Origin of the sequence: Actinomadura rayongensis, from assembly GCF_009831215.1 — a bacterium.
GTDB lineage: Bacteria > Actinomycetota > Actinomycetes > Streptosporangiales > Streptosporangiaceae > Spirillospora > Spirillospora rayongensis.
The window spans coordinates 160,819-172,833 of sequence record NZ_WUTW01000002.1; the positions used below are offsets into that span (position 1 = coordinate 160,819).

The 12,015-nt window shown below is 73.7% G+C and carries 10 protein-coding genes and 1 riboswitch; of the genes, 1 reads left to right on the plus strand and 9 read right to left on the minus strand.

Annotation, left to right across the window (positions count from 1 at the left end; genetic code table 11):
• Positions 1-7: 7 nt before the first annotated feature.
• From GQ466_RS10155 to GQ466_RS10175, 5 genes are all read right to left on the minus strand, one after another.
• On the minus strand, positions 8-2,698 hold the full coding sequence (locus GQ466_RS10155; RefSeq protein ID WP_161102635.1) for an ATP-binding protein: 2,691 nt from the start codon (positions 2,696-2,698) through the stop codon (positions 8-10).
• Positions 2,695-4,458, minus strand: a complete 1,764-nt coding sequence (locus GQ466_RS10160; protein ID WP_161102636.1) for an HSP90 family protein — start codon at positions 4,456-4,458, stop codon at positions 2,695-2,697. Before GQ466_RS10160 ends, GQ466_RS10155 begins: the two co-directional genes overlap by 4 nt.
• Positions 4,459-4,605: 147 nt before the next feature.
• Positions 4,606-5,595, minus strand: a complete 990-nt coding sequence (locus tag GQ466_RS10165; protein WP_161102637.1) for a malate dehydrogenase — start codon at positions 5,593-5,595, stop codon at positions 4,606-4,608.
• Between the two features lie 209 nt (positions 5,596-5,804).
• Complete coding sequence (locus GQ466_RS10170) at positions 5,805-7,019, minus strand: NADP-dependent isocitrate dehydrogenase (RefSeq protein WP_161102638.1); 1,215 nt, start codon at positions 7,017-7,019, stop codon at positions 5,805-5,807.
• 121 nt (positions 7,020-7,140) lie between these two features.
• Entirely contained in the window at positions 7,141-7,458 is a 318-nt protein-coding gene (locus GQ466_RS10175) for a DUF3017 domain-containing protein (RefSeq protein ID WP_103562060.1), read from the minus strand.
• A gap of 339 nt (positions 7,459-7,797) precedes the next feature.
• Between GQ466_RS10175 and GQ466_RS10180 the strand changes: the two genes are divergently transcribed.
• Positions 7,798-8,481, plus strand: coding sequence for an FHA domain-containing protein (locus tag GQ466_RS10180; RefSeq protein WP_237417916.1), 684 nt, complete (start codon positions 7,798-7,800; stop codon positions 8,479-8,481).
• A gap of 56 nt (positions 8,482-8,537) precedes the next feature.
• On the opposite strand, the gene GQ466_RS10185 is transcribed toward GQ466_RS10180, so the two are convergent.
• From GQ466_RS10185 to purN, 4 genes are all read right to left on the minus strand, one after another.
• Entirely contained in the window at positions 8,538-9,389 is an 852-nt protein-coding gene (locus GQ466_RS10185; RefSeq protein WP_161102639.1) for a bifunctional methylenetetrahydrofolate dehydrogenase/methenyltetrahydrofolate cyclohydrolase, read from the minus strand.
• Positions 9,390-9,438: 49 nt separating this feature from the next.
• Positions 9,439-9,524: riboswitch (ZMP/ZTP riboswitch) on the minus strand.
• A 27-nt stretch (positions 9,525-9,551) separates the two neighbouring features.
• Entirely contained in the window at positions 9,552-9,719 is a 168-nt protein-coding gene (locus GQ466_RS10190; protein WP_161102640.1) for a hypothetical protein, read from the minus strand.
• Positions 9,720-9,777: 58 nt separating this feature from the next.
• Complete coding sequence (gene purH / locus GQ466_RS10195) at positions 9,778-11,346, minus strand: bifunctional phosphoribosylaminoimidazolecarboxamide formyltransferase/IMP cyclohydrolase (protein WP_337193412.1); 1,569 nt, start codon at positions 11,344-11,346, stop codon at positions 9,778-9,780.
• Complete coding sequence (gene purN, locus GQ466_RS10200; RefSeq protein ID WP_337193504.1) at positions 11,343-11,996, minus strand: phosphoribosylglycinamide formyltransferase; 654 nt, start codon at positions 11,994-11,996, stop codon at positions 11,343-11,345. The genes purH and purN overlap by 4 nt, the downstream gene beginning before the upstream one ends.
• Positions 11,997-12,015: the final 19 nt, after the last annotated feature.

Below are 12,015 nucleotides of genomic sequence, written 5' to 3' on the forward strand. Positions count from 1 at the left end.
CTCTGACTCAGTCGAAGGACGAGCGGAGGTCGTCGCGGAGGCGGGCGGCGTGGGCGGCGGCCTCGGGCTCGCCCAGCTCGGTGAAGCCCGCGATCGCGGCCTCGACGGAGGCCAGCGCCTCGGGGACGCGGCCGAGGCCCGCGAGGATGCGGGCGCCGTCGTAGTCGACCAGGGCCGTCTCCCAGGTCAGCGCGGCGGCGTTGTCGGCGGGGAGATCGGTCAGGGCGGCGCGGGCCCGGGTCAGGGTGGCCAGGGCCGCGTCGCCGTCGGCGTCCCACCAGTGGCAGAGGGCGGCGCGGCGCAGCGTCCGCACCGCGCCGTAGGGGTCGCCCGCGACGACGTAGGTGTCGGCGGCGGCGGTGAACCGGCCCGCCGCCGCGTCGTCGCGGTCGTGCGCGGTCAGGATCTCGGCGGACTGCTCCAGCAGGTACGCCGTGCCGTGCGGGTCGCCGTCGGCGCGCGCCAGCTCGGCCAGGTCGGCGAACGCGTCGGCCGCCTGTTCCTCGCCGAGTTCGCGGCGGGCGTGCGCGACGAGCAGGCGGCAGCGGCGTTCGGCCTCGCGGTCGTCCAGCGCGGTGACGTCCGCCGCCGCCTGCTCGGCCACCTCCGCCGCCTCCAGGTGGCGGTCCGCGCCGTAATACGCACTGGCCAGGGCGATCCGGGCGCGCGTCGCGTGCTCGGTGTCGCCGAGGGCGGTATAGCCCGCGACGGCCTCGGCCAGGTCGGGCGCCGCGTCCGCCGGGCGCTCGCGCGACAGCAGCAGGTCGCCGCGCTCGGCGTGCGCGGACGTGCGGGTCAGCGCGTCGCCCGCGTGCTCGACGGCCTCGTCCAACGCGTCCAGCGCCGCCGCGAACCGCTCCTCGTGGCCGTCGGGACGCAGGTGGCCGAGCTGCGCGAGCGTCGCGCCGAGCAGCAGCGACGCCTCGGCGCGCAGCCCCGGGATCTCCGCCTCGCGGGCGGCGGCGCGCGCGGCGCGCCACTCGGCGACGGCGGCGTCCTGGTCGCCGGTGCCCGCGAGGATCCGGCCGCGCAGGATCGCGATCAGCGCGGTGTCGGACGCGTCGCCCGGCACCGCCCCGGCGAGGACGGCGAGGGCCGCCGCCGGGTCGCCGGCCGCCACGTGCGCGGTCGCCAGCCGCAGCCGCGCGCCCACCGCGCGGCCCGGCTTCACCGCGTGCGCGGACAGGTACTCGACGGCGGCCGTGAGCAGCGGGAACGCCACGTCCAGACGGCCCAGCATCTCGTGCAGGCCGCCGACCCGGCTGCTCGCCGCGTGGTGCCGCTCCAGGTCGCCCGCCGCGGCGTACAGCTCGGCGGCGCGCGTCCACGCCGCGACCGCCGCCTCCGGGTCGCCGGACGCGATGGCCTCGACGCCCCGGCCGTCCGCGCGGCGCGCCGCGTCCAGCGGGGTCACGTCCGGCGGGTTCCCGTCCGGGTTCACGTCGCCGACGAGCGCGTCGAACCGCCGCCAGGCGGCCAGCGCCGTCGGGACGTCGTCGCGCCGCCAGGCGTCCTCCGCGCGGTCCAGCGCCGCGCCCGGCTCGGTGACGTCCGCCAGGTCCGGCGCGGACGGCGCGGGCGGCCGGACGGTCCGCCGCCCCTGCGCCGCCAGCAGCGGCAGATGCTCCACCACCGGCTCGGCCGCCAGCAGCTCCCGCACCCGGTCGCCCTGCGCGGACGTGCCGTTGCGCGCGTCGAACAGCGCCGCCAGCTCGGTCGCCTGCGCGGCCAGCTCGGCCGCGACCGCCGCGATCGGCCGGTCCTCCCCCGGCCGCCGCGCCACCGTCTGCCCGCCGTGCCCGGCGCCCGCCATCCGGCCGAGCAGCAGCGCCGACGCCGCCGCGAACCGCATCGCGTCGAACGGGCTCGGCGCGCGGTCCAGCCAGGGCAGATGCCGCTGGACGATCTCCAGCCCGCGCACCTCGTTGCCCGTCCGCGCGCAGAACTCCACATGGTCGGCGATCTCGCCCAGCTCGCTGATCTTCGTCCGGATCAGCCGGTACGCCCGCAGGTGCGCGGTGCGGGCCTCGTCCAGCCGGCCCGTCCGCAGGTAGATCGGCAGCAGCGCGGTCAGCATCGTCTGCGGCTGCTCGGTACAGTCCAGCTCGGCGCTCAGCACCGGCGCGGCGACCGCGAGCGCGTCCGCGTCCCGGCCGCGCCAGGCCAGGTAGGCGGCCTTGCCGGTCGGGTCGCAGCCCTCGCAGTCCGACAGCCCGTCGCGCGGTGCCGCGTTCCATTTCGCGTACCAGTGAGCCGCGTCGTCGGCGTCGCCGAGGTGCATCGCCACCCGCGCCCGCCGCGCGTACACCGCGTGCAGGCTGTGCCCGCCGAGCGTGTACCGGCGCTCCATGTCGGCGAGGACGGCCCGCGTCCGGTCCAGCGGCACCTCGGGGAACAGCGTCAGCGAGTGGACGATCCACTTGAACTGCCACAGCAACCGCTGCTCGGCCGAGTCGTCCAGCTCGCCGGGCGCGCGGTCGAAGTCGGCGAGCGCCCGGGTGAACGTCGTGAACGTCTTGATCGGCTCGCCGCCGGACTGGTACGCCTGCCCCAGCTCCATGCGGACCTGGAACGTCAGCGCCGCGTCGCCCGTCTCCTCCGCCCGACGCAGCGCCTCCTCGGTGAGCACCGTCCGGGCCTCGCCGTAGGGCAGCGCGAACGCCCGTCCCATCAGGTCCCGGACGTGCTCCTCGCTCATCGCTGCTCCTTCCGCGTCGCCCACTCCAGCAGGCCGAGGAACGACCGGTTCAGGACGGCCGTGTCCGCCGGGCGCAGCGGATGGTGGCCGAGCAGCAGCGCCTGCCCGTACAGGCCCTGCACCGCCAGCTCGACGAGCGCGTCGTCGGTCAGCGCGGTGACGCGCCGGGTCAGCGGGTTGCGGTGGTTCAGGACGAGCTGCGGACGGTCCGCCGGGACGGCCCCGCGCAGCGCGCCGAGCACGTCCGCCCACAGCGCGTCCGACGCGTCCCGCGCGACCTCCAGCTCCGCCTGGTGCCGCGCCGACCGGCTCGCCAGGTACAGCGCGGGCAGCGACGCCGGGTCGAAGTCCCGCACGACGATCTCGCAGCCCAGCGCCTCCACGGCCCGCTGCGCCCGCGCGAGGAACGGGCGCAGCGCCAGCTCGGCGTCCGGGTCGGGCGTGCCGAGCCGGGTGGTCAGCTCGGCGGCGTCCAGCGGGCGCAGGTCACTGTCCGGATCGATGTTCCGCAACCGTTCGATGATCTCGACGTCGTGGACGTAACCGGCGTTGACCAGGCCCACGCCCTGCGCCGCCGCCACCGCCGACAGCCGCCGGAACTCCTCCACGCTCGCCGCGTACCGGCCGCCGGGGTGGCCGCTCCGGAACTCTGCGAGCGTCATCGGCCCCGCCGACGTCTCGAACTCCAGCCACCGGTCCACCACGCGCAGCATCTCGTCGTCGCCGACCGCCATCGCCTTCACGCCGAGCTGGTGCAGCCGCAGGAACCCCCGCAGCAGCGCCGGCTCGGTCTCGGCCAGCTCCACCAGCCAGCCGCGCAGCCGCTCGCCGAGCGCGGTCCGGGCCGCCTCCAGCAGCTCGTCCTCGTACAGCGCCTCGCGGGACGCCGTCGGCCGCAGCTCCCCCGCGTCCACCACGCACCGGACGAAGAACGCCCACTCCGGCAGCAGCCCCTCGACGCCCTCCGCCAGCAGCATCCGCTTCAGGTACACCCGGTGCGCGCGGCGCGACCCCGGCGGCACCGACTCCGGCACCACGAACGCGACGCCCGTCAGGCCCGCCTCGGGGACGTCCAGGTCGATCACGTCGAACGGCTCGAACCCGAACACCGACGCGCAGTACGTCTCCAGCGCGCGGCGGCGGCGCGCCGGGTCGGGGTACTCCGCGCGCCACGGCGGGCCGCCGGTCGTGATCAGCTCGCCGTCCACCGTGACCTCGACCGGCAGCAGCGACCCGTACGCGCGCGCCAGGTCCAGCACGGCCGGACGTTCCAGCAGCTCCCCCGCGCCCGGCCGCGACCGCAGCGTCACCGTCGTGCCCGGCTCGTCCCGTTCGCCCGGCTCGACCGTGTAGCTGCCGCCGGACCGGCCCGTCCACCGCACCGCCGGGCCGCCGCGCGCCGACCGCGTCACGACCTCGATCTCGTCCGCCACCAGGAACGCCGACAGCAGCCCGATCCCGAACTGGCCGAGGAAGTCGTGCCGGGCGAAGCCCAGCTCGTCGCGCTTGGACGACCGGCCGATCGTCGCCAGCAGCCGGTGGACCTCGTCCTCGGTCAGCCCGATCCCGTCGTCCTCCACCCGCAGCGCGCCGCCGCCGGTCGTGATCTGGACCAGGCCCGGGACGTCGCCGCGCGCGGTGATCGCGTCCACCGCGTTCTGCAGCAGTTCCCGCAGGTAGACGCGCGGACTGGAGTACAGATGGCGGCTGAGGAGGTCCACCACGCCCCGCAGATCGACCTGGAACGCCCGCTCCGCCACTCACGACCTCCCGATCGGCTTTTTCGCGATCAGTCAGCCTAGCGACCGGTACCCACGTTTCCGTCGCGTTTCCTGTAGTCGCCCCGCAAATGCGCAAGGCCCCCGGCGGGGAGCCGGGGGCCGTGCGGTGTTCGGTCGGACGTCGGCTCAGATGAGGCCGAGCTTGCGCACCGCGTCGCGCTCCTCGGCCAGCTCCGCCACGGACGCGTCGATCCGGCCGCGCGAGAACTCGTCGATCTCCAGGCCCTGGACGATCTCCCACTTCCCATCCTTCGTGGTGACCGGGAACGAGGAGATCAGGCCCTCGGGAACGCCGTAGGAACCGTCGGACACGACCGCCATCGACGTCCAGTCGCCGTCCGCCGTGCCGTTCACCCAGGTGTGCACGTGGTCGATCGCCGCGGACGCCGCGGACGCCGCCGACGACGCGCCCCGCGCCTCGATGATCGCCGCGCCGCGCTTGGCGACGGTCGGGATGAAGTCGTTCTCCAGCCAGTCGCGGTCGTTCACCGTCTCGGCGGCGTTCTTGCCCGCGATCTCGGCGTGGAACAGGTCCGGGTACTGGGTCGCGGAGTGGTTGCCCCAGATCGTCAGCTTCTTGATGTCGGTGACCGCGACGCCGGCCTTCTTCGCCACCTGCGCGATCGCGCGGTTGTGGTCCAGGCGGGTCATCGCGGTGAAGCGCTCGGCCGGGACGTCCGGGGCGTGCTGCTGCGCGATGAGCGCGTTGGTGTTGGCCGGGTTGCCGACCACGAGGACCTTGACGTCGTCGGCCGCGCCCGCGTTGATCGCCTCGCCCTGCGGCTTGAAGATCCCGCCGTTGGCCTCCAGCAGGTCCCCGCGCTCCATGCCCTTCGTCCGGGGACGGGCGCCGACGAGCAGGGCCACGTTCGTGCCCGCGAACGCCTTCGTCGCGTCGTCGAAGATGTCGACGCCGGACAGCAGCGGGAACGCGCAGTCGTCCAGCTCCATCGCGGTGCCCTCGGCGGCCTTCACGGCCTGGGGGATCTCCAGCAGCCGCAGCCGCACCGGTACGTCCGGGCCGAGCAGCGCGCCCGACGCGATGCGGAACAGCAGCGCGTAGCCGATCTGGCCCGCGGCGCCGGTGACGGTGACGGTGACTGGGGTGCGCGTCATGTCTGCTTCATCTCCTCGCGGCCGAGCGGCCGTGCGCTGTGGTCGTGCCTGCCGACGGGGGTCTCTCGCCGTCAAGATAATTCATGCGCCAGGCTACCGCGCGGCCGGGTGCCGCGCGGCGGCAGGTCGGAGAACGGCGAAGGCCGTCCCGGGATCGCCGGGACGGCCTGTTGCGTCTCCCCCGGATGGTCAGGGGGTCCGGTGCGGTGCTAGCCGACCTTCTTCTGGAGGTTGGTGTCCAGGGCCTCCAGGAACTCCTGCGTGGTCAGCCAGCCCTGCTGCGGCCCGACCAACAGGGCCAGGTCCTTGGTCATCTGGCCGCCTTCGACCGTTTCGACGCAGACCTGCTCCAGCTGGCGCGCGAAGTTCACCAGCTCAGGCGTGTTGTCGAGCTTGCCGCGGTGCTCCAGGCCCCGCGTCCACGCGAAGATCGACGCGATCGGGTTGGTGGACGTCGGCTTGCCCTGCTGGTGCTGCCGGTAGTGGCGCGTGACGGTGCCGTGCGCGGCCTCGGCCTCGACGGTCTTCCCGTCCGGCGTCATCAGCACGGACGTCATCAGGCCGAGCGACCCGAAGCCCTGCGCGAGCGTGTCGGACTGGACGTCGCCGTCGTAGTTCTTCGCCGCCCAGACGAAGCCGCCCTCCCACTTGAGCGCCGCGGCGACCATGTCGTCGATGAGCCGGTGCTCGTAGGTGATGCCCTTGGCCTCGAAGTCCGCCTTGAACTCGGACTCGAAGATCTCCTGGAACAGGTCCTTGAAGCGTCCGTCGTACGCCTTGAGGATCGTGTTCTTCGTGGAGAGGTACAGCGGCATCTCGCGGTCGAGGGCGTACCGCATCGTCGTCCGCGCGAAGTCGCGGATCGAGTCGTCGAAGTTGTACATGCCCATGGCGACGCCACCGCCGGGGAAACGGGCGACCTCCAGCTCGATCGGCTCGCCCTCGTCGTCGGGCTGGTAGCTGATCGTGACGGTGCCGGGTCCGGGCACCACGAAGTCGGTCGCGCGGTACTGGTCGCCGTGGGCGTGGCGGCCGATGATGATCGGCTTGGTCCAGCCCGGGACGAGCCGGGGGATGTTCGAGGCGATGATCGGCTCGCGGAAGACCACGCCGCCGAGGATGTTGCGGATCGTTCCGTTCGGGGAACGCCACATCTTCTTGAGGCCGAACTCCTCCACCCGGGCCTCGTCGGGGGTGATCGTCGCGCACTTCACGCCGACGCCGTACTGCTTGATGGCGTTGGCGGCGTCGACCGTCACCTGGTCGTCGGTCGCGTCGCGGTACTCGATCCCGAGGTCGTAGTACTTCAGGTCGACGTCCAGGTAGGGCAGGATCAACTGGTCCTTGATGAATTTCCAGATGATCCGGGTCATCTCGTCGCCGTCGAGTTCGACGACCGGGTTCGCTACCTTGATCTTGGGCATGTGCTTGCTGTCCCTTTCCTACACCGGCCAGCAGTCCTTGTAAGGCTCTGCTGAAGGCTATCCGGGCGCGGCCAAAGGTCTAGACCTCGCCCTGGTGGTCTGGCTGTTTCGGCAGGTGAGCCTAGGGGTGGGGGACGACGGCGGCGGTGGTCGCGATGGCGACGGCGAGAACCGTCATCGTCGTCACGTCCACCCACCGGCTGCGCGTCTCGAGCATCCCGGCCTGGCTCGGGGGCAGGACGAGCCGCGCCAGCGCGCCGAACAGCACCGCCGCGGCCATGAGACCGGATCCCTTGCGGAAGTAGTCGAGCGCGCAGAGCACCAGCCCGCCCGCGACGCCGCAGAGGACGATCGCGTACGGCAGGCGGCCGAGCCAGTGGGGTGCGGCGCCCCGGCCGCGCGGTGCGCGCCGCCGGCGTCGGTGCACCTCGGTACTCATCGGCACGCTCCTCGTTTTCCGGGCGTCCGCCCGGTCGGCTCCACCTCCCCACGTTAGTGGGAAATCCGGAGACCGACGACCGGGGGGCCGGACGAGCAGCCCAAATACCGTCCAAAACGACATTTCACGCACGACCGGACGAGTCCCCCCGACGAGACGGGAGAAGGCGGACGGGACGGACGTGGACCTCGCGAAAACCGTTACGCAACAGGCCCTACTCACCAGTAGGTGGGTGTGGCGTGCAGGCCTCCGGGTAACTCGCTGGACAGGGGTCGCTAACTAGCTGGGAGGACTGCCGTGGAGGGGCCGTTCATGCGGATCGAGGACAGCGGCATGGTGATGCCACTGCGCCCCGATGTCACGACGGTCGGTCGAGGACGGGGCGTGGACATCCGCCTCGACGACCCGAGTGTGTCCCGTTTGCACGCAGAGATCATTCGGCGCGGCCCGTACGTGTACGTGGTTGACATGGGACTCTCCCGTAACGGGACCCGGGTCAACGGCCGGCCGATCGCCCGACGCGTCCTGGAGGACGGTGACGTCGTCAGCTTCGGCACGGCGCGCTGCCGGATGGGGGGAATCCCCCGCGAGGAGGTCGATCCCGACGTCGAGCTGCGGCGCGCCGTCGCACCCGAGCTGACGCGCCGCGAGGTCGACGTGCTGACGTCGCTGTGCCGTCCGGCGCTCTCGGACGAGGCGTTCGTGGCCCCGGCCACCGCGCGCCAGATCGCCGAGGAACTGGTGGTGACGGAGGCCGCGGTCAAGCAGCATCTGCTGCGGCTGTATCAGAAGTTCCGCATCCCCGAGGGGGCGAACCGGCGCACCAGGCTGGCCAACGAGGTCATCGCGATGGGCCTCGTCCGGCCGCTGCCGCCGGTCCACGTCCCGCAGCAGAACCGTCCGGTGGACGGCCAGGGACCGGGCGGCGTCCGCCGTCCCGGCCCGCCCGGCGCCACCGCGCCGGGCCGCCACCTCACCGGCCCGGGCCGCCAGGCGACGGGGGTGGGCCGCAGAGCGAGCTGAGCCCGGCCCGGCCGCGCCCGCCCCGGCGAACACCGGGACGGGCGCGGCCCGGGCGGTCAGCGGGCGGCGTTCTCGGCGGCCTCGACGACGTTCGCCAGCAGCATCGCGCGGGTCATCGGGCCGACGCCGCCGGGGTTGGGCGCCACCCAGCCCGCGACCTCGCGCACGTCCGCCGCGACGTCGCCGGCCAGCTTGCCGTCGACGCGGGAGACTCCCACGTCCAGGACGGCCGCGCCGGGCTTGACCATGTCCGCGGTGATCAGGCCGGGGACGCCCGCGGCGGCGACGACGATGTCGGCCTTGCGGGTGTGGGCGGCCAGGTCGCGCGTGCCGGTGTGGCAGAGCGTGACGGTCGCGTTCTCGGTGCGGCGCGTCAGCAGCAGGCCGAGCGACCGGCCGACCGTGATGCCGCGGCCGACGACCGTGACCTCGGCGCCGCCGATCGGCACGTCGAAGCGGCGCAGGAGTTCCACGATGCCCTTCGGCGTGCAGGGCAGCGGGCCGGGCTGCTGGAGGACGAGCCGCCCGAGGTTGGTCGGGTGCAGGCCGTCGGCGTCCTTGAGGGGGTCGATGCGCTCCAGCACGCGCTGCTCGTCCAGGCCCTTCGGCAGCGGGAGCTGGACGATGTAGCCGGTGCAGGACGGGTCGGCGTTCAGCTCGTCCACCGCGCGCTCGACGTCCTCCTGCGTCGCGTCGGCGGGCAGGTCGCGGCGGATGCTCTCGATGCCGACCTCGGCGCAGTCGCGGTGCTTCATGGCGACGTAGGCGTTGCTGCCGGGGTCGTCGCCGACGAGGACCGTCCCGAGGCCCACGCCGACGCCGCGCGAGCGCAGGGCCGCGACGCGCGTCGCGAGGTCCGCGCGGATCTGCGCGGCCGTGGCCTTCCCGTCCAGGATCCGTGCCGTCATGTGAGGCCTCCGTGGTGATCTCGCCGGGCCGCACGGCCCGTGCGTGGTCCCCGGTCACCCAGGCGCGCGGTGTCCGGACTGCTCCGCTCCCCGGTGGTCGTGCCCACCTTGTCCGCGCCAGTCACGTGTGCGTCCATCGTACCGGGACGGGACGCGCGGGCCTCAGCGACCGCGCCAGGACAGGAAGCGGTCGGTGCCCTGCCAGCCGAGCACGCCGGCGAGCAGCGCCGCCGCGAGGGCCGCGGCGAGGCCGACGATCTCGCGGGCGTCCATGAGCAGCGCGTCGGCCTGGAGGAACACGCCGAACGCGTGCGCGAGGACCTGGTTCATCGAAGTCTCCGAGAGGGCGGTCGGCGCGCCGGGACGAGCCCGGCGCGCCGCCGGCCGGTCAGTGGAAGAAGTGCCGGACGCCGGTGAAGTACAGGGTCACGCCCGCCTTCTCCGCCGCCTCGATCACCTCGGGGTCGTGGATGGAGCCGCCGGGCTCGACGATCGCGCGGACGCCCGCCGCCGCGAGCGCCTCCAGCCCGTCGGGGAACGGGAAGAACGCGTCGGACGCGCCGACCGCGCGCGCGGCCCGCTCGGCGCCCGCCCGCGTCACCGCGAGCTTGGCCGAGTCGACCCGGTTGACCTGGCCCATGCCGACGCCGACGGTCGCGCCGTCGGCGGCGAGCAGGATCGCGTTGGACTTGACGGCCCGGACGGCCCGCCACGCGAACGCCAGGTCCCGCAGGGTCGCCTCGTCGGCGGCCGTGCCGACCTTCAGCTCCCAGGTCGACGGGTCGTCGCCGGACGCGTCCACCCGGTCGACGGTCTGGAGCAGCACGCCGCCGTCGATGCGGCGGAACTCGGTCGCGTTGGACGGCCCGGACGGGCAGCGCAGCAGCCGCAGGTTCTTCCAGCGTCCGCGCAGGATCTCCAGCGCGTCGGCGTCGAAGTCCGGCGCGACGATGACCTCGGTGAAGATCTCCTTGACGGACTCGGCGAACGCGGCCGTCACCGGGCGGTTCACCGCGATGACGCCGCCGTACGCCGACACCGGGTCGCACTCGTGCGCCTTGCGGTGGGCCTCGGCGACGTCCGCGCCGACCGCGATGCCGCACGGGTTGGCGTGCTTGATGATCGCGACGGCGGGCTCGGCGAAGTCGTAGGCGGCGCGGCGGGCGGCCTCGGCGTCCACGTAGTTGTTGTAGGACATCTCCTTGCCGTGGAGCTGCTCGGCGCCCGCGAGGCCCCCGGACGCGCCGGTGTCGGTGAACAGCGCGGCCTTCTGGTGCGGGTTCTCGCCGTAGCGCAGGACGGCGGACCGCTCCCACGTGGCGCCGAGGAAGTCCGGCCAGCCGGAGGACGCGGCCTCCTCGTCGGGGGCGTAGGACGAGGCGAACCACGACGCGACGGCCACGTCGTAGGACGCGGTGTGCGCGAACGCGAGCCCGGCGAGGCGGCGCCGCTCGTCCAGCGTGAACCCGCCCGCCTCGACGGCCGCGAGCACGGACCCGTAGGACGCGGGGTCCACGACGACGGCGACGCTCGCGTGGTTCTTCGCGGCGGCGCGGACCATCGTGGGGCCGCCGATGTCGATCTGCTCGACGCACTCGTCCGGCGCCGCGCCCGACGCGACGGTCGCCGCGAACGGGTACAGGTTGACGACGGCGAGGTCGAACGGCTCGACGTTGAGGTCGTCGAGCTGCTGGACGTGGTCGTCCTTGCGGCGGTCGGCCAGCAGGCCCGCGTGGACGCGCGGGTGCAGGGTCTTGACGCGTCCGTCCAGGCACTCGGGGAAGCCGGTCAGCTTCTCCACCTTCATGACGGGCACCCCGGCGGCGGCGATGCGCCCGGCCGTGGAGCCGGTGGAGACGATCTCCACCCCGGCGGCGTGCAGGCCGCGGGCCAGCTCCTCCAGCCCCGTCTTGTCGTACACGCTGATCAGCGCACGTTTGATCGCGACCCGGGTCACCGGTTCAGCTCTCCTTCTTCGGCGGCGGACGTGTTGCAGGTCCGGCATTTCATGGAGACCCGCCGCCCCTCGGCGGTCCAGCCGTCGCGGGCGAGCCGCCCGACGACGTCGACCAGGAGCCGGCGCTCCACCTGCTTGATGCGTTCGTGCAGGGAGTCCTCGTCGTCATGCCAGCGGACCGGGACGGCCTCCTGGGCGATGACGGGTCCGGTGTCCACGCCTTCGTCGACGAAGTGCACGGTACAGCCCGTGAGCTTGACGCCGTACGCCAGGGCGTCCCGGACGGCGTGGGCGCCGGGGAAGGACGGCAGCAGAGCGGGGTGGGTGTTGACGATGCGCCCGCCGAACCGTTCCAGGAACCGGGCGCCGAGGATCTTCATGAACCCGGCGGAGACGACGAGGTCGGGCCGGTGCTCGGCGACGGCGTCGGCGAGGGCGGCGTCCCAGGCGTCCCGGTCGGGGAAGTCGGGGATGCGCAGGGTGAACGCGGGCAGCCCGGCCCGGACGCCGCGGGCGGTGCCCTCGATGCCGGAGCGGTCGGCGCCCACGGCAACCACTTCGGCGCCGTACTCTGGATCCGCGCACGCGTCGAGCAGCGCCTGTAGGTTGGTCCCCGCTCCGGAGACGAGGACGACGAGCCGGGCGGGCACCATGACTCCCTGCTGGACG

Coding starts and splice junctions, on each gene's coding strand:
- GQ466_RS10170 (WP_161102638.1), bottom strand. CDS start 7,019: ATGCCCAAGATCAAGGTAGCGAACCCGGTCGTCGAACTCGACGGCGAC.
- GQ466_RS10155 (WP_161102635.1), bottom strand. CDS start 2,698: ATGAGCGAGGAGCACGTCCGGGACCTGATGGGACGGGCGTTCGCGCTG.
- GQ466_RS10185 (WP_161102639.1), bottom strand. CDS start 9,389: ATGACGGCACGGATCCTGGACGGGAAGGCCACGGCCGCGCAGATCCGC.
- GQ466_RS10165 (WP_161102637.1), bottom strand. CDS start 5,595: ATGACGCGCACCCCAGTCACCGTCACCGTCACCGGCGCCGCGGGCCAG.
- GQ466_RS10180 (WP_237417916.1), top strand. CDS start 7,798: ATGCCACTGCGCCCCGATGTCACGACGGTCGGTCGAGGACGGGGCGTG.
- GQ466_RS10190 (WP_161102640.1), bottom strand. CDS start 9,719: ATGAACCAGGTCCTCGCGCACGCGTTCGGCGTGTTCCTCCAGGCCGAC.
- GQ466_RS10175 (WP_103562060.1), bottom strand. CDS start 7,458: ATGAGTACCGAGGTGCACCGACGCCGGCGGCGCGCACCGCGCGGCCGG.